We start from the raw sequence: 16,711 nt of genomic DNA on the forward strand, positions 1-16,711 counted from the left end.
AAGCAGGTCATTACAAGCCAATCATTCCCCTTTTTAGCGCCCTGGCGCACCCTTGAGGAGGCCTCATCATGAGCCTTGAATCATCAACGACGCCTGCGGTTCGTGCCGGTGTGACGGGGCAGGTCCTGAAAGTGTTCGTCTGGCTGGAAAACCTGCGCATGGATGCGGTGCTGATCCTGATGCGCGTCATCGTCGGCGCGGTATTCTTCATGTCGGCGCAGACCAAGGTCGACGGCTTCTCGATCAAGGAGAGCACCTTCTTTCTGTTCGAGTATGAATATGGCCTGCCGCTGGTGTCGCCAGTGCTGGCCGCCTGGCTGGCGACCATCGCCGAGCACCTGTTCCCGCTGATGCTGTGGCTGGGACTGGGGGCTCGCTTCGCGGCACTGGGGCTGGCCCTCATGACACTGACCATTCAGCTATTCGTGTATCCGGAAGCCTGGGTCACTCATGGCCTGTGGTTGTCCAGCCTGCTGGTGCTGGTACTGCAAGGCCCGGGACGCCTGTCGCTCGATCAGCTGATTCGCTCACGCATCGCCTGAGGCCGTCATTCGGCAGAGTCGTTCGGTGAGGCTCATATCAGTCGCGCACAACGCAAGACGGAGACCCCAGGGTCTCCGTCTTGCGTTCTATTGCCAGCTATCTATCCGCTGGCTATCGAGGCGCTCAGGCCGGCTCGTCGGCGAGTTGATGCTCGATCTCGGCACGTACCATCTCGACGCTGGCGGCATCGATGTAGCCGTTGGCATGCGCGTGGTGCGCCATGTCGAGGCTATCGGTGCTCAACAGCATCACGCAGCCGAGGGCAGCCAGCTCCTCGCCGAGCCGGTCCAGCTCGGCCTTGCGCGAGTCCGAATCGCCTATCTGGCGAATGTAGATCGCGCAGATGCGACCGGGATAGCGGCGCACGACCTCGGCGTAGACTTCCGGGTCATGCTGGCCGCTGTCGCCGATAAGCAGGAACTGCATCTCGTCATACAGGCCGAGCATCTTCTCGATCAGCGCCTGCTTGTGGTCTTCGGAGCGTCTGGGCAGCGGGCGTTGCAGCGTCAGGCCCCACTCGCGCAGGAACAGGATCGGCCCGACCGGAATGCGGTTGTGCTGGAAGAAAACCTCCAGCATCTCGTAGATACTCCACGGACCACGCGACACATAGAGCAGCGGGCGCTGCTGCTGGCCATCATCACCCTCATGAAGCGCCTGATAGAGCGCGGCCACGCCGGGGAAGGCGGTGCGCCGCTCGGCGGATTCGATGAACAGGCGGTAAAGCATCTTGAGCTTGTTGGCGACACCGGTGTACATCACGGTGTCGTCGATATCGCTGATCACCCCGAGGCGTGTGGTGATGGGCGGCAGATAGACCTGCGCCTCGCCTTCCACCGGGGGCTGCTTCGGCGGACACGCGGTGATGCGGGCGGTATGCCACTGGCCCTGGTGCTCCAGCGGCTCATCGAGCGGCAGATGTACGCTGAAGTAGCCATCGCGGTCGGTGATGGCGGTGGTGCGGTTGTCCCCCAGCGCGACCTCTACTTCGACGCCGCTCTTGCCCCAGCGCAGCATGCGACGACCGACATCCATCAGGTCGCGCCCGGCGCCGGGAGCCAGCTGGCTGCGTGAGCCGGGCTGGCGGAAGATGCGCCCCATCAGAAAGGCTTCGCTGTGCGAGCCGTAGCCACGATAGGCGTGAATGACGTAGCCATCCTTGCCCTGGGCGTGGCGCATGGGCTTGGCAGCCACATGCAGCAGCTTGCGTAGCAGACGTGTCAGCGGCAGTGACATGCAACCCTCCTGGTCGGTATTTGGCGGGCCTTCATGGCCACATGACAACGCCGCCTTTCGAGTCCCGCGTGTGCAGGGTCGAAAGGCGGCGTTCACACTGCGCGAATGCCTCGCGGCCCAGTGTCAGTCAAGTACAGCGTCAGACAGCAGCATCAGAGATCCGCACTGACATGTCCTGGCGCTGCATTGGCTTGAGCGCTTACTCGCCCAGGTAGGCGGACAGCATCCACACGGTCTTTTCCTGCTCGCGGATGTAGTCACCGACCAGTGAAGCGGTACCTTCATCGTCGGCGTCAGACGCGACGGACATGATCTCGCGCTGCAGTTCGATCAGGGACTTGTAACCGGTCAGCAGGCCCTTGACGCAAGCCGTGCCGTCGCTGACGTGGGTGTCTTCCTTGATGGTGGCGACACGCGCGTAGTCACTGTAGGCGTGCAGCGGCTCGTGACCCAGAGTCAGGATACGCTCGGCGATCTCGTCGACCTTGGTCAGCAGGTCGGTGTAGGTTTCCTCGAACTTCACGTGCAGCTCGAAGAACTGGTTGCCCTTCACGTTCCAGTGGTAGCCACGGGCATTCATGTAGAAGGTCTGGTAGTTGGCCAGCAGGATGTTGAGGTGCTCGGCCAGCTGAGTGGCGCTGGCAGTGTGCAGGCCGATGGCATTGGTATCGTTGGACATGAAGACTCTCCTGGAAAATGTGAAGTGAACGGCATTGTGGGGAAAGTGGAGATGCAGGTGGCGAGCCGTGCTGCCAGTATGCCACCAGTGTAGAGGCTGGGCGGGATGCAGGGTAACGAATTCACTGTATCGCCCTCATCGGCCACCCCTATCGTCGCCGGCGCACCACCCTCAAGCCGTAGATGAATGCCTGGTAAGAGATGTGGTGCGCGCACGCGCTTTTCAAGGTCGCATACGGATATTGCAGCCAATGTCGTCGGCTCGGACCTTCTGATTCCGGCCACATACGCAAAGGCCCCGCACGGGGCGGGGCCTTTGCGACAGCCATGTCATCAGCTGTCATCACTTCTGCAACGCTCAGGCGTCAGTTGCGCGCCATGTGCAGGAAGTGCATGTGCTTCTCGTACTGGTCCAGCACGTCGCCGATCACCTGCTCCTTGGTGTAACCCATGACGTCATAGGTCTGGCCACCTTCACGCAGGAAGACCTCGGCGCGGTAATGGCGTTCCACGTCGCTGGTGCCCTTGCGCTTGACGTTGCGCAGCGCGAAGGCCGGTGCAGCGTATTCGCGCACTCGCACACCGTAGACGAAGTCGACTTCCTCGCCGTGGCTGACCTGCAGATAGCTGCGGTCTTCCTCGTCATTGACGCGAGTATCCAGGCCCTGGGCCTCGAATTCCTTCGCGACATCCGCCAGTGCCGGCGTGACGGTGTTGATCAGGTACTGCTCGACGTTCTTCTGGCGCGGCGTCTCGACCAGGGTCTGGACGCGCTTCTGCCAGCTGCGTGCGCCACCGGCGGTGTGGCCCGGCGTGTTGCTCAGGTGCTGCATGGAGCGTTGCTTGACGCCCTCGAGACGCAGTGCCTTGAGCAGGCCATAGCAGACGAACATCAGGATGATCGCGAACGGCAGGGCAGAGGCCAGCGAGGCGGTCTGCAGAGCGCCCAGGCCACCCGCCATCAGCAGCGCCACGGCGACGAAACCTTCGGAGAAGGCCCAGAAGACACGCTGCCAGACCGGAGATTCGTCACCTTCCTTGGAGGTCAGCATGTCGATGACCAGCGAGCCGGAATCCGAGGAGGTGACGAAGAAGGTCACCACCAGCAGGGTGGCCAGCATGGAGGTGATGCTACCGAACGGGAACAGCTCCAGGAACTTGAACAGTGCCACGGATGCATCGGCGGAGACCGCTTCTGCCAGGTTGCCCGCGGTATCGGTCAGCAGCATGTGCAGGGCGCTGTCGCCGAAGAAGGTCAGCCACAGGAAGGTGAAGCCCATCGGCACGAACAGCACGCCGTAGACGAATTCACGGATGGTGCGGCCACGCGAGACGCGTGCGATGAACATGCCCACGAACGGGGACCACGCGATCCACCAGCCCCAGTAGAACAGGGTCCAGCCACCCAGCCACTTGGACGGGCCATCTTCGGGGATATAGGCGAACATGTTGAAGGTCTTGTCGACCACTTCGCTGAGGTAGCCACCGATGTTCTGGATCAGCGTCTGCAGCAGGAAGATGGTCGGACCCACGCACAGCACGAACAGCATCAGCGCCAGTGCCAGACCAAGGTTCAGTTCGGAGAGACGACGGATGCCGCCGTCCAGACCCATGACCACGGAAACGGTCGCCAGACAGGTGATGATGGCGATCAGGATGATCTGGGTGGTCAGGTCGTTGTCGATATCGAACAGGTAATGCAGACCGGAGCTGACCTGCAGCACGCCCAGACCCAGCGAGGTCGCGACCCCGAACATGGTGCCGAAGACGGCGAAGATATCGACGGCATGGCCGATCGGGCCATGGATGCGCTTGCCGATCAGCGGGTACAGCGCAGAGCTGATGCGCAGCGGCAGGTTGTGGCGGAAGCTGAAGTAGGCCAGCGCCAGCGCCACCACGGCATAGACGCCCCAGGCGTGGATGCCCCAGTGGAAGAAGGTGGTCTTCATGGCTTCACGCGCGGCCTCGACGGTGCCGGCATCGCCGACCGGAGGCGCAGTGAAGTGGAAGACAGGCTCGGCAACGCCGTAGAACATCAGGCCGATGCCCATGCCCGCGGAAAACAGCATCGCGAACCAGGAGCCGTAGCTGAAATCAGGCTCGGAATGGTCTGGCCCCAGCTTGATGTCGCCATAGCTCGAGAAGGCGAGACCCAGCGTGAAGATCACGAACACGCCCATGGCCAGCAGGTAGAACCAGCCGACGGTGTCGATGATCCAGGTCTGGACATGACCGAAGGCGGTCTGCGCGGTATCCGGCATGGCGACCGTGAAGATCACGAACGCCAGAATCACGACGGCGGAGCCGAAGAAGACTGGCGGATTGATCTTGGCGACCGTGGGCTGGTCGGCATTTTCTGACATAAATTTCTCTCCCTGATTGCCTATTCGTCGATAATGGTAACTTATTGAACCTGTAGCGTCGTGAGTTGTCCGCGCGATATCGTTTCCATATGTAACCAGTGTTGCGCGCGCTGACCAGCGGTTTGCGCGCCGAGCGAGCGGCCCTGACAGTGCTGGCGTTGCGTGAACATCGTGCGAAATGGCAATGGCGGTACGGTCTTGGCTTGCATTGTCGGGTGCTGGATACGGTAGGCGCTGGCATGGCTGGGCGCTAAGATGAGGCTTCCTGCATCCAGGGTATCCCGCTGTCTCGATACCATAATTATGCAGAAACCCTACAAGACTTATGTGTCAGTCTAGTGCCTCTGGTGTGTCTCATGGTGTGAAAATCGTGATGTCGCGCCGGCTCAAGTGGCTGACCGGAGACGTTCGCATGCTCCATCGACTTCCCGAATTTCCCACGCGGCCAAGCGTGGCTGACACGTCAGCGCTCTCGCGACTGCCGCGCATGACACTGCTCGCAGTGGGGCTGGTGCTGCTGAGCGGCTGCTCGGCCCTGTCCGGCAAGGACCCGCTGGCCGCGAATGACAGCGCTGGCCTGCCCGAAGCCTGCATCTTCCCGCGTGAGGGCGATGCCAATCAGTGGTTGCGTGCCGCGGCGCAGGTCGTCGAGGCCCGTGGCTACAAGATCCGCGAGAGCGAACAGGCGCTGGGCGTGGTGACGGGTGAGCGCAAGGTGGACCAGCCGGGGCTGGGCGCGATCGATGGGCCCTTCGGCTCGCGCATCGGCTTCTCGGTGGGCTATGGCGTCGCGGCGGGCATTGATTTCGGCGTGGGCGTCGGCAATGACACCTTCCGCGATGACCCGATCAGCTTCGAGCGTATCTCGCTGGTCGCGCCGGATGAGCGCGTGCGCGTGATCCGCGATGAGCAGGTCATCAATCAGGGCGGCTACGTCATCGATGCCCGTCCTCACAATGACAGCGACAGCTGCCGCCAGATCGAGCGTCAGCTGCAGGCTGCGCTGGCGGGTCGTGATCCACGGGAGGTTCGCTGATGAACATGCGCAAGGCATCTCCACGCTCGCTATGGCAACGTCTGGGGCTCGCGACGCTGCTCGCCGGCCTGCTGGTGCTGGGTGGCTGCATGAATCAGCCGACCCATGCGCCGGACTCGCGCACCGCGGTGATCGCCCCCAACAGCGGCACCCTGACCTCCCAGCAGGTCTTCGTCACCCTGCTGACGACGCTGGCGGAGCGTGGCTTCATCATCGAGCGCGCAGACCCGGACCTCGAGCGCCTCGACGCCAGCTACGCTGCCCGGCCGCCGCTTGCGCTGGAAGCCTGGGTGAGCGAGGTCAACGGCCAGATTCGTCTCAGCGTGAGCGGTGACAGCAATGGTGCGGATATCGCGCCGGGCCGCCTCGACAACCTGCTGGTGGAGGTCGCCGTGGCTCTGGATGCGCGCACCGTGCCGGTGATCGGCGCGCCGTGACCGCCCCGCGCATGCCAACCCCACGCATGACAACCCCACGAGGCGGCCCTCGGCGTCGCCTCTCTGGCCTTGCCCACCACTTTGCAGGCGAGCAGTGCCGGAGCCCGAGCGAGCCCGCGCTCGCGCGGTGTGATGGACCATGACGCTGAGTGCTCTGCGCCGTCGGCGTCTGGCCTGGTTGGCGCTCTCGGCCAGTCTGCTGGCCGGGCTGATGGCCTTGTTTGCACTCTGGCATTGGGAGCTGGCGCGCGGCGAGCGTGATGCCCGCCAGCACGCCGCGACTCGCCTGAATTTCTACGCCAGCACCCTGAATGCCGAGTTGTCGCGCTTCCAGTGGCTGCCGGAATTGCTGGCGCGCCAGGCCCGTGTGCGTATCGCCCTTGGCGAGCAGGGCGTTCCGCCTGCGGCAACGCCGCCTGTTATCCCCTCAGACGAACGCGACGCCGCCAGTGTCGCCGCTCCCCTCGGTTCGAGCAGTGATCTCAACCAGCATCTGCGGCGTGTCGCGCGTGCCTCCGGCGCGGCGGCCATCTTCCTGACCGACCGCGACGGCATGACCGTCGCCGCGAGCAACTTCGATGAGTCAGACAGCTTCGTCGGCTATCGCTACGACTACCGCCCCTACTTCATCGATGCCCTGGCGCGCGGACGCGGTGAATTCTTCGCCGTCGGCAATACCACCGGGCGTCCCGGCTATTTCGTCTCGGCGCCGGTACTGGGGGCCGAGGGCGAGCCGCTGGGCGTCATGGTGGTCAAGGTCTCGCTGGAGGCGCTGGAGGATACCTGGCGCCAGGCGGGGGAGACGGTGCTGCTCGCCGATGCCAATCGCATCGTGCTGCTGGCCTCGCGGCGTAACTGGAAGTATCGCGCGCTGGAGGCGATCGAGCCGCAGGCGCTGGACAGCATTCGGGCACAGCAGCAGTTTCGCGGGGCGCCGCTGACACCACTGTCGCGGGAGCTGGAGGACGGCAGCCTGGTGCTGGGCGACAACCACGAACTGGCGGCGTCGGAGATCGCGCGGCTGCCGACGGCGGCGATGGGCCAGCGCTATCTGGATGAGTCGCTGGCCAGCGGGCCGTTGGGCTGGCAGCTGCATTTTCTGATGCCGCTGCGGCCACTCTATATTCAGGCGCGCAATGTGGTGCTGGTCGGGCTCGCCGTGATCCTGGGGCTGGCGATGATGGCGCTGTGGATGCGCGAGCGACAGGCGCGCCTGGGGCTGATTCGGCGTGAAGCGGTGATGATGCGCGAGATCAACGAGCGCCTCGAAGAGCGGGTCGCCCAGCGCTCGCGCGAACTCGAGGCCACGCGTGACGAGCTGGTGCAGGCCGGCAAGCTGGCCGCGCTGGGCACCATGGCGGCCGGTATCGCCCATGAGCTCAATCAGCCGCTGGTCGGCATTCGCACCTACGCCGCCAGCGGCGGCAAAATGCTGGCGCGGGGCATCGCCTCCGCCGCAACGCGCCCCGAGCTGACCGCGCGTGCCGCCGAATCCGCCGCCAGCAACTTCACGCGCATCAGTGAGCTGTCAGAGCGTCTGGCCGACATGATTCGCCAGTTGCGGGTCTTCGTGCGCCCGGCCAGTCAGCAGGCGCCCGTCGCCCTGGCGCTGGCGCCGCGCATCGACTTCGCGCTGGAACTGCTCGCCGAGCGAGTCACCGCCCTCGACCTGACGGTGGAGCGGGACGCGCTGCCCCGAGACATCATCGTGATGGGCGAGCAGGTGCGTCTCGAGCAGTTGCTGACCAACCTGATCCGCAATGCGCTCGATGCGCTGGAAGGGGAGCAGAGAGCACAGCAGACCGAACAACAGACCGATCAGCAGAGCGATGCGCCGGATGACAAGCGCGCGGCCCCGCGGCTGCGCCTCAGTTGGCAGGCCTGGCCGGCAGTGGCCAGCCTCGAGGGGCAGCCGGGCGGATGTCTGCGCATCGAGGACAACGGCCCCGGCATCGACCCTGCGCTGCGTGCCACGCTGTTCGATCCCTTCACCACCACGCGTGAGGTCGGCGAGGGTATGGGGATGGGGCTGTTTCTGAGTTATGGCCTGGCGCGCGACCTCGGTGGCCTGCTGCGTCTGGCCGATGGCGCTTCTGTGTCTGAACCGGCTGATGGCTCCTCACTGGCTGAGGGCTCCTCGCTGGCTGAGAGCTCTGCGCTGGGCGGCGCCTGCTTCGAACTGTGGCTACGCACGCCGGCGTCCGAAGCGGGGCATGACGGCGACGGCACGGATCATGAAGGCACTGGCCATGAAAGCACCGAACATCAAGGCAGCGGGCAGCAATCCGTGACATGACGGGGTATACGCACGAATGACAGGCTATACGCACGACAGCGATGGCTTCGAGGGCGCAGAGGAGTTTGCCGCCACGGGCCTGGACCCGGCAGAGCTGCGCTTGCAGCAGGACAGCGATCTGACCCGTGAGGCGCCGGTATGGCTGGTGGATGACGATCCGGCGGTGCGTGAGTCGCTTGCCCAGTGGCTGGAGCTGGCCGAGATCCACCTGCGCTGCTTCTCGCGCGCCGAGGCGCTGCTGGAAGCCTTGGCCGCCGCCGAGCCGGTCAGCGTGGTGATCAGCGATATCCGCATGCCGGGCATGGATGGCCTGACGCTGCTGGCGCGGCTTGCACTAAAGGCGCCGGAGCTGCCGGTGCTGATGATGACCGGTCACGGCGATGTCGCCACGGCCGTTGCCGCGATGCAGGGCGGCGCGCGCGATTTCATCGAGAAGCCGTTTGACCCCGAAGCGCTGGAGCTCAAGCTGCGTCAGGCGCTGGCGGGGCGGCGTCTGAGTGATGAAAACCAACGCCTGCGCCGCCGCTTGAGCGTGCGCGGCCTCAGTGGTCTGCTGCGGGGCGAGAGCCGTCAGATTCGCCAGCTGCGTGAGCGACTGCTGGAGTTGCGCGGGCACCCGGCGCGCGTCTGGATCAGCGGCGAGGCGGGCAGCGGGCGCAGCACTCTGGCGCTGGCACTGGCCGAGCATGCGCCGCCTGCTGACGCGCCGCCCTCAACTGCCGCCATGCCGACGGCGGCGACGGCCTTGCTGGCGCGAGTGGAATGCGCGCCTCTGTCGCAAGCCAGGGCAGAGGGCGCGGAGGCACTGGCGAGCGCGATCGAGGATGCGCTTGCGGCATGCCCTGCGGCCAATACCTTGCTGCTGCATGAGGTGGACCACCTGAGTGGCGCGCAATGGCAGTGGCTGGATGGCTGGATCGCCGCGCGTGAGGACGGCGCCCGTCAGGCGCCACGGCTGGTGTGCAGCGCGCTATGCAGCGTGGGCGACGTGATGGCAAGCGGGGCGCTGACGCGTACTCTCGGGCATGCGCTGGCCGAGATCGAATTGACGACACCCGCCCTGCGCGAGCGGCGCGAGGACATCCCGTTGCTGATGGCCCATTTCAGTCGTCAGGCCGCCGAGGTGCATGAGGTGGAGGCGCAACCCTTCGCCAGCGGTGAGCTGGCCGCATTGATGGCGGCGGACTGGCCGGGCAATCTGTGGCAGCTGCGCCAGGCCGCCAGTCGCCGCGTGGTGCTGGGGGAATCGCCCACGACGCGGCAGTCATCCGCGCCGGTCAGCGCCTCAGCGGAGCAGGGCGCAGGCGAGATTGGCAATGGCGCGAGCGACGAGGCGCTGGCGAGCAGCGAGGAGCATGGGCTGGCGGCACAGGTGGCGATGTTCGAGTCGACCTTGATTCGCGCCGCCTTGACCCGTGCACGCGGCAACATCGCTCAGGTGCTGGAAGAGCTGGCACTGCCGCGGCGTACGCTCAATCTCAAGATGCACAAATACGGGCTGCGCCGTGAAGACTTTCGCCATGGCCATGATGATTCGGCGAACTGACCGCCATCAAAGCCTGTCGAAGATGTCCTCGGGCCGCGTCGGGATGCCGCCCGTTTTGTCATGAAGTAACATCCTGCCAATCCCTTCCTGTCGTCCCCGTGACGTTCTGCCGGAGTTTCCCGATGTCTGTTGCTGTTCATCGCCTGGTGGCGGCGCTGTCGTCCGCGCTGGCGCGTTTCCCGTCTCGTCACAGCCTGCGCCCCGCGGTCTGGCTGACGCCGTTGCTGATGCTGGGCACCCTGGTGGTCAGTCAGCCCGCCGCCGCCCACCCGCATGGCTGGGTCGATCTGCGGGTGACGCTGCGCCTCGATGACCAGGGGCGGGCCGTCGCGATGCGCCAGTATTGGCTGCTCGACCCCTTCTACAGTCTGACGCTGCGTCAGGAGCTGGCCGCGCTCGAGGACGATACCAGCATGGAGCAGCGCCTCGATGTGCTGGGCAGCGAGATTCTGGCCAATCTGTCGCAGTTCGATTACTACACCCATGCCACGCTGGACGGCGAACCCTTAGCGCTTGGCAAGGCGACGCGCCAGACCACCTGGCTCAAGGGCGAGCGTGTCGCCTTCCAGATGGAGCTGCCGCTGGCCGAGCCGGTGGCGATGGCTGGCCATACCCTCAGTTATCGCATCTATGACCCCACCTATTACATCGAGATTCTGCATGACCCGGATGCCATCGCCGTGCAGCAAGGGCTGGTGGTGAGCGGGCTGGAAGGGCAGGACTCGGCGCTCAGCTGCACGCCGGGCATCACGCCGGCCGACCCGGACCCGTCCAAGGTCGCCGAGGCCTCGATGCTGGATATCAACGCCACCGCACCGATGGATCTCGGCCAGTACTTCGCCGAGGTCGGCAGTGTCAGCTGTGAGGTGGCTGATGAGCAGTGAGCCGAAGGACACCGGCGGGCTTGGCGATATCAAGAGCCTCAAGGGCATGCGCGATGGCCTGCTGAAACCGGCCTCGTCGCGGGGGCGGCGCCTGGCCGGCTGGCTGGCGGTCGGCTGCGGGCTGCTTGTGCTGGGCATGGCGCTCTGGCCAAGCCTGGTGCAGGGCTGGGGCGAGGCGCTGGGGTGGGTCTTTGCCGAGCAATCGCGTTTCCAGCGCTCGCTGGGGCACGCCATGAGTGAGCTTGCCGCCCATCCCGGCACGCCCTGGGCGCTGATCGGGCTGTCCTTCGCCTATGGCGTGCTGCATGCCGCGGGCCCCGGGCATGGCAAGGTCGTCATCAGTACGCTGCTGGTCAGTCAGCCCATCGTTCGGCGGCGTGCACTGTGGCTGTCGCTGCTGGCGGCCTTGCTGCAGGGCGTCAGTGCGCTGGTGCTGGTCGGTCTCGGGGCGGGGCTGCTCGACTGGGCGGGGCGCGATGTGCTCGGGCAGGTCGAGAAGGTCACCCTGCTCAGTCATCTCGGGGTGCTGGTGCTGGGGCTGTTGCTGCTGTGGCGCGCCGTTCGCACGCTATGGCGTGTTGTCAGGGCACAACCTGTCTCTGGCGTGGGAGCGGCGCAGGCGCCAGCGATGCAGGGGCTGGCGTTCGAGCCGTCGCCTGGCCACGACCACTCACATTCTCAATCTCACTCTCACTCCCACTCTCACTCCCACTCTCACGGCCACGCTCATTCACACGGGCATGACTGTGGCTGCGGCCATGCGCATGGCGTGACGGCGGAGCAGGCCAGTGGCGACTGGCGCACCATGGGCATGGCGGTGCTGGCGATCGGCCTGCGGCCGTGTTCCGGCGCGATTCTGGTCTTGCTGGCCGCGCTGGCGCTGAACATGGTCGGCAGCGGGGTACTGGCGGTGCTGGCGATGTCATTGGGCACCGCGCTGACGGTGGGCAGCGTGGCGATGGCCACCTTGATCATGAAGGCCAGTGGACGCCTGGCGGCGGCCGGCTCGCGCCTGGGTGGGCCGCACTCGGACGGCCGCGCGCGTCGTCAGTGGCCGTGGGCGGCACTGGTCGGGTTGCTCGGCGGCATCATCATCACGGTCTTTGGCGCTTTGCTGGTCGCCAGCAGCCTCAAGGCGCTGGACTCTCCCACCGGTCGCGGTGCTTCGCCGTTTGATCGCTCGGCACCGGGCACCTCCCTCCAGAGCCCTCTGGGTCCGAGGTCTTCAGGGCAGAGCTCAGGCGGCGAGTGAGGTCTGCGGCGTCGCCGCTAACTACCTGCTACACACTACCTGCAAGTTACAAGAACGGGGCCCATTGGGCCCCGTTGTCGTAGATGCGAGAGCGCAGATGTCAGTGACAGCGCAGGAGACGGCGTCAGTAGGAATAGCTCGGCAGCTCGGCGATCTTCATGCGCAGGGTGTCGACCAGCACCGTCAGCGCTTCGCTGTCGTGGGGCTCAGCCGTGCCGACGCCCCACACCGGCCCTGGCCAGGCTGCATCATCGCTGCGGCGGGCGATCACGTGCATGTGCAGCTGCGGCACCATGTTGCCCAGTGCGCCGATATTGAGCTTCTCGCCGCCGCTTACCGTCATCAGCAGCTCGCCCAGTTGCGTGGTTTCCTGCCACAGCTGCTGCTGGGCGCTGCTGTCCAGCTCGTAGATCTCGCGGATGGCATCGCGGCGCGGAATCAGTACCAGCCACGGATAGCGCGCATCGTTCATCAGACGCACGGTGCACAGCGGCAGGTCGGCCACGAAGTGGGTGTCGGCGTCCAGCTGCGGGTGAAGGCTGAAGGGGGTCATCGTCTCTCCTTGATCGGATGGAGCAGGGCGGGCGTGAGTCGAGGGCAAAGGGTAACCCGAATCGTGGCGGACTCCCTGGCGTGAACGCCCGCGAATGCCCTCAGTGTGACCAGATCGGCAGAATCCTGCCACTTTGCGGATTGCCCGTGCGCGCTGTGGAGGCTGCGCAATGCCCCCATCGCCAAATACCGCGCCGCGCGGACAGTTGCTAACCTTCTTCCTACGCTGATGCAGAGGCTCGCAACGAACGCCCCACGCAAAAGAGGGCTACCTTGCGCATTGTCGGTCGCGACATGGCCAGCACCGCCCAGGGCCAGAGCCTGCTCAGCCGCAATGTCCGTCTGCCTGCCCACATTACAAGAATGCTCAACCTGCGCCCGGCAGGTTCGCCAAGGAGTCACTCCATGCAAAAGCGCCAGTTCCTCAAGGCCGGTCTCGGTCTCGCCATCGCAGCCTCTCTTGGTCTCAGTGCCGTGGCTCAGGCGGAAGGCAAGTACATCATGGGTACCGCCACCACCGGTGGCACCTTCTACCCGGTCGGCGTGGCACTCTCCACGCTGATCAAGGTCAAGCTCGAGCCGACCGCCGGCATCTCCGTGTCCGCGATCTCCTCTGCCGGTTCCGGCGAGAACCTCAAGCTGATGGAAGAGGACCAGGCCCAGTTCGGCATCATCCAGGGCCTCTACGGCGCCTGGGCATGGAATGGCACCCCGCCGGTCAACAAGGCGCACAAGAACCTGCGCAGCATCTCGATGCTGTGGCAGAACGTCGAGCACTTCGTGGCCCGCAATGATGAGGTCAAGTCCGGCACCATCGAGGACATGACCAACTTCTACGGCAAGAGCTTCTCCATCGGCAAGAAGAACTCCGGTACCGAAGGCTCAGGTCGCTTCATCCTCGAGCAGCTGGGCATCGATGCCGACAAGATGAATCTGGCCTACATGGGCTACGGCCCGAGCGCCGACGCGATGCAGAACGGCAACATCGACGGCATGAACATTCCGGCCGGCGCACCGGCCTCCGCCGTGACCCGTGCCTACGCCAACCTGGGCGGCGAGATCACCACGCTGGACTTTACCGAAGAGCAGCTGGCCAAGGTCAACTCCCAGTTCGAGCTGTGGACCCCGTATGAAATCGCCGCTGGCACCTACCCGGGCCAGGACGAGGCGATCAACACCATCGCCCAGCCGAACATCCTGGTGGTGCGTGACGATGTCTCCGAAGAAGACGTCTATCAGATCACCAAGACCATGTACGAGAACCTGCCGTTCCTGAACAACATCCACCCGGCTACCAAGGCCATGGCCCTCGACAAGGCTATCGCGGGCCTGCCGCTGCCGCTGCACCCGGGTGCCGCACGTTACTTCAAGGAGCAGGGCATCGAGATTCCGGCGCGCCTGATCGCCGAGTGATCCACTCCTGATGTTCCCGCTGCCCTCATCGCTCGCCTCTGGCGGCGGTGAGGGCAGCGCAGTTTCCCAGACCAATAAACCACCGCCGGTCCGGCGCCATGTCACTGCCCCGCGTGGGCAAAGTGGCAGGCGCAGGACCAGAGCAGTGCCCACGAATGATTGCTGTAGAAGCCCGTATTCTCCTCGCAAGCCCGGGCGCATGGTGACGCAAGTCGCCGCTGCGCCATCGCTGTCTGATCCCGTTTTGAGGCAACGCCATGCATGATTCCCGCTCGCCAGAGCCCTCTCGTCCCACTGATAGCGAAGCGCAGGAGCCCGATCTCTCCGGTGTGCGCGACGAATCCGCCGAAGCTGCGCCGTGGCGCATGGAGCTGCCCTGGCTGGGGCGTGCCGTCTTCGTGATCTCCATCGTCATCTGTCTGGCGCACCTGTACTTCAACACCGTCTCGACCCTGTCGGAGCTGTGGGTGAGCGCCTTGCACTATGGCCTGTTCGGTCTGCTGTGCGCGCTGACCATCCCGATGCTGACGCCGGCCAGTGATGGTGCCAAGCGCTGGGTGCTGGGCGTGGATGTCATGTTGGGGCTGGCGGCACTGGGTTGCGGCCTCTACCTGATCGGCTTCGAGGATGCGCTCTATGACCGTGGCGTGGTGTTCTCCACCGCGGACTGGGTGGTCTCCATCGTGGCGGTCGGTCTGATCCTCGAGTTCGCGCGTCGCACTACCGGCTGGTTCATCCCGGTGCTGTGTCTGATCGCGCTGACCTACGTGGCCTGGTGGGGCAAGTATGTCGGTGGCGTATTCAACTTCCCGGGACTGTCCTGGGAGACGGTACTGTTCAGAAGCTTCATCGGCGGCGAAGGGATGCTGGGCTCCATCGCGCGCATCTCCTGGTCCTACGTGTTCATGTTCATCCTGTTCGGGGCCTTTCTGGTCAAGTCCGGCGCGGGTGACTTCATCATCGATCTGGCGCGCTGCGCGGCGGGTCGCTTCAAGGGTGGCCCGGGCTTCGTGGCCGTGTTCGCCTCCGGCCTGATGGGCTCGGTGTCCGGCTCGAGTGTCGCCAACACCGTCTCCACCGGCGTGATCACGATTCCGCTGATGCGCCGTGCCGGCTTCCCGGCGCGCTTCGCGGCAGGCGTCGAGGCCGCTGCCTCGACCGGTGGCCAGCTGATGCCGCCGGTGATGGGAGCAGGTGCCTTCATCATGGCGTCCTACACCCAGGTGCCGTACCTGACCATCGTCGGCGTGGCTGCCTTGCCGGCGCTGCTCTACTTCCTGTCGGTGGCCATGTTCGTGCGCATCGAGGCCAAGCGCTCCGACGCCACGGCGCTGGACGACCCGCAGGGCCCGCGTCTCAAGGACGTGCTCAAGGATGGCTGGCACTATCTGGCACCGCTGTTCGTGCTGGTCGGCGCGCTGATCTACGGCTTCACGCCGACCTACGCCGCCGGCATCGCGATCCTGTCCGTCATCGCGGCCTCGTGGCTGTCGAAGAATCCGATGAAGCTCGGTGACATCATCGAGGCGATGCTGGCCGGGGTGCGCAACATGACCACCACGGCGATCCTGCTGATCACCGTCGGCCTGATCGTCAACGTCGTCTCCACCACCGGTATCGGCAACACCTTCTCGCTGATGATCACCGACTGGGCGGGTGGCAGCCTGCTGATCACCATCATCCTGATCGCGCTGGCGTCATTGATTCTGGGCATGGGCCTGCCGGTGACGGCGTCCTATATCGTGCTGGGCACGCTGTCCGCCCCGGCGCTCTACAACCTGATCGCCCATTCCCAGCTGGTGGACCTGCTGGCGGCGGGCAACCTGCCGGAGCAGGCCAAGGCCATCTTCATGCTGGCCGCACCGGACAAGCTGGACCTGCTGGGCGCGCCGATGAGCATGGACGCCGCCCGCGAACTGCTGGCACTGGTGCCGGATACCTTCCAGAGCCAGCTGTATGAGCAGGCGCTGTCGCCGCATGTGCTGACCATGGCACTGGTGAGTGCCCACATGATCATCTTCTGGCTGTCCCAGGATTCCAACGTCACGCCGCCGGTCTGCCTGACCGCCTTCGCGGCAGCCGCGATCGCCCGCACACCGCCGATGAAGACCGGCCTGATGGCCTGGAAGATCGCCAAGGGCCTCTATATCGTGCCGCTGCTGTTCGCCTGGAGCCCGCTGATCTCCGGTGATATCGGCGAGATGCTGACGGTGTTCGTGTTCGCGCTGTTCGGGATCTACGCCATCGTCGCGGGCCTGGAAGGCTATCTGGAGCACGAACTGCCCTGGTGGCTGCGTCTGGCGATGTTCCCGCTCGGTGCACTGATGCTGTGGCCGCATGGTCAGCTGACCTACGACCTCGCGGGTCTGGTCATCTTCCTGGGCGTGCTGACCTACAGCGTGCGTCAGAGTGGCCGGCAGGAAGCGCTGGCGCACTGAGCCAGGCGTGTCGGACGAGCGCCAGAGGCGTCAGCCG

General features: G+C 65.1%; 13 protein-coding genes. 9 read left to right on the plus strand and 4 right to left on the minus strand.

Annotated features, from left to right (window positions below; all coding sequences use genetic code 11):
• Positions 1–68: 68 nt before the first annotated feature.
• Entirely contained in the window at positions 69–542 is a 474-nt protein-coding gene (locus R1T44_RS02835; protein ID WP_317292530.1) for a DoxX family protein, read from the plus strand.
• A 124-nt stretch (positions 543–666) separates the two neighbouring features.
• Here R1T44_RS02835 and R1T44_RS02840 read toward each other — a convergent pair whose 3' ends face one another.
• The 3 genes from R1T44_RS02840 to R1T44_RS02850 form a co-directional block, all read right to left on the minus strand.
• Positions 667–1,779, minus strand: a complete 1,113-nt coding sequence (locus tag R1T44_RS02840; protein WP_317292531.1) for an App1 family protein — start codon at positions 1,777–1,779, stop codon at positions 667–669.
• A gap of 199 nt (positions 1,780–1,978) precedes the next feature.
• On the minus strand, positions 1,979–2,458 hold the full coding sequence (locus R1T44_RS02845) for a Dps family protein (RefSeq protein ID WP_043333228.1): 480 nt from the start codon (positions 2,456–2,458) through the stop codon (positions 1,979–1,981).
• A gap of 364 nt (positions 2,459–2,822) precedes the next feature.
• On the minus strand, positions 2,823–4,820 hold the full coding sequence (locus tag R1T44_RS02850) for a BCCT family transporter (protein WP_054555244.1): 1,998 nt from the start codon (positions 4,818–4,820) through the stop codon (positions 2,823–2,825).
• A gap of 487 nt (positions 4,821–5,307) precedes the next feature.
• Between R1T44_RS02850 and R1T44_RS02855 the strand changes: the two genes are divergently transcribed.
• From R1T44_RS02855 to R1T44_RS02880, 6 genes are all read left to right on the plus strand, one after another.
• On the plus strand, positions 5,308–5,856 hold the full coding sequence (locus tag R1T44_RS02855; protein ID WP_317292532.1) for a hypothetical protein: 549 nt from the start codon (positions 5,308–5,310) through the stop codon (positions 5,854–5,856).
• Positions 5,856–6,293 carry a hypothetical protein gene (locus R1T44_RS02860; protein WP_043333222.1) on the plus strand — a complete coding sequence of 146 codons (438 nt, stop codon included), beginning with the start codon at positions 5,856–5,858 and terminating at the stop codon, positions 6,291–6,293. The genes R1T44_RS02855 and R1T44_RS02860 overlap by 1 nt, the downstream gene beginning before the upstream one ends.
• A gap of 139 nt (positions 6,294–6,432) precedes the next feature.
• A complete protein-coding gene (locus R1T44_RS02865; protein WP_317292533.1) occupies positions 6,433–8,589 on the plus strand; it encodes a sensor histidine kinase in 2,157 nt (718 codons plus the stop codon).
• A 16-nt stretch (positions 8,590–8,605) separates the two neighbouring features.
• Complete coding sequence (locus R1T44_RS02870; protein WP_317292534.1) at positions 8,606–10,135, plus strand: sigma-54-dependent transcriptional regulator; 1,530 nt, start codon at positions 8,606–8,608, stop codon at positions 10,133–10,135.
• Between the two features lie 122 nt (positions 10,136–10,257).
• The gene (locus R1T44_RS02875; protein WP_284892525.1) at positions 10,258–11,019 is read left to right on the plus strand and encodes a DUF1007 family protein; all 762 of its coding nucleotides are present in this window, start codon (positions 10,258–10,260) and stop codon (positions 11,017–11,019) included.
• Positions 11,009–12,271, plus strand: a complete 1,263-nt coding sequence (locus R1T44_RS02880) for a nickel/cobalt transporter (protein WP_317292535.1) — start codon at positions 11,009–11,011, stop codon at positions 12,269–12,271. Before R1T44_RS02875 ends, R1T44_RS02880 begins: the two co-directional genes overlap by 11 nt.
• Before the next feature lie 124 nt (positions 12,272–12,395).
• On the opposite strand, the gene R1T44_RS02885 is transcribed toward R1T44_RS02880, so the two are convergent.
• Complete coding sequence (locus tag R1T44_RS02885) at positions 12,396–12,824, minus strand: HIT domain-containing protein (RefSeq protein WP_054555248.1); 429 nt, start codon at positions 12,822–12,824, stop codon at positions 12,396–12,398.
• Positions 12,825–13,228: 404 nt separating this feature from the next.
• On the opposite strand from R1T44_RS02885, the gene R1T44_RS02890 reads away from it, so the two are divergent.
• Both R1T44_RS02890 and R1T44_RS02895 read left to right on the plus strand, forming a co-directional pair.
• Positions 13,229–14,236 carry a TAXI family TRAP transporter solute-binding subunit gene (locus R1T44_RS02890; protein WP_317292536.1) on the plus strand — a complete coding sequence of 336 codons (1,008 nt, stop codon included), beginning with the start codon at positions 13,229–13,231 and terminating at the stop codon, positions 14,234–14,236.
• A gap of 365 nt (positions 14,237–14,601) precedes the next feature.
• The gene (locus R1T44_RS02895; RefSeq protein WP_317292911.1) at positions 14,602–16,674 is read left to right on the plus strand and encodes a TRAP transporter permease; all 2,073 of its coding nucleotides are present in this window, start codon (positions 14,602–14,604) and stop codon (positions 16,672–16,674) included.
• Positions 16,675–16,711 lie beyond the last annotated feature (37 nt).

Origin of the sequence: Cobetia amphilecti, assembly GCF_032923285.1 — a bacterium.
In the GTDB taxonomy this organism is placed as follows: domain Bacteria; phylum Pseudomonadota; class Gammaproteobacteria; order Pseudomonadales; family Halomonadaceae; genus Cobetia; species Cobetia amphilecti.

Coding starts and splice junctions, on each gene's coding strand:
- R1T44_RS02835 (WP_317292530.1), top strand. CDS start 69: ATGAGCCTTGAATCATCAACGACGCCTGCGGTTCGTGCCGGTGTGACG.
- R1T44_RS02840 (WP_317292531.1), bottom strand. CDS start 1,779: ATGTCACTGCCGCTGACACGTCTGCTACGCAAGCTGCTGCATGTGGCT.
- R1T44_RS02845 (WP_043333228.1), bottom strand. CDS start 2,458: ATGTCCAACGATACCAATGCCATCGGCCTGCACACTGCCAGCGCCACT.
- R1T44_RS02850 (WP_054555244.1), bottom strand. CDS start 4,820: ATGTCAGAAAATGCCGACCAGCCCACGGTCGCCAAGATCAATCCGCCA.
- R1T44_RS02855 (WP_317292532.1), top strand. CDS start 5,308: ATGACACTGCTCGCAGTGGGGCTGGTGCTGCTGAGCGGCTGCTCGGCC.
- R1T44_RS02860 (WP_043333222.1), top strand. CDS start 5,856: ATGAACATGCGCAAGGCATCTCCACGCTCGCTATGGCAACGTCTGGGG.
- R1T44_RS02865 (WP_317292533.1), top strand. CDS start 6,433: ATGACGCTGAGTGCTCTGCGCCGTCGGCGTCTGGCCTGGTTGGCGCTC.
- R1T44_RS02870 (WP_317292534.1), top strand. CDS start 8,606: ATGACAGGCTATACGCACGACAGCGATGGCTTCGAGGGCGCAGAGGAG.
- R1T44_RS02875 (WP_284892525.1), top strand. CDS start 10,258: ATGTCTGTTGCTGTTCATCGCCTGGTGGCGGCGCTGTCGTCCGCGCTG.
- R1T44_RS02880 (WP_317292535.1), top strand. CDS start 11,009: ATGAGCAGTGAGCCGAAGGACACCGGCGGGCTTGGCGATATCAAGAGC.
- R1T44_RS02885 (WP_054555248.1), bottom strand. CDS start 12,824: ATGACCCCCTTCAGCCTTCACCCGCAGCTGGACGCCGACACCCACTTC.
- R1T44_RS02890 (WP_317292536.1), top strand. CDS start 13,229: ATGCAAAAGCGCCAGTTCCTCAAGGCCGGTCTCGGTCTCGCCATCGCA.
- R1T44_RS02895 (WP_317292911.1), top strand. CDS start 14,602: ATGGAGCTGCCCTGGCTGGGGCGTGCCGTCTTCGTGATCTCCATCGTC.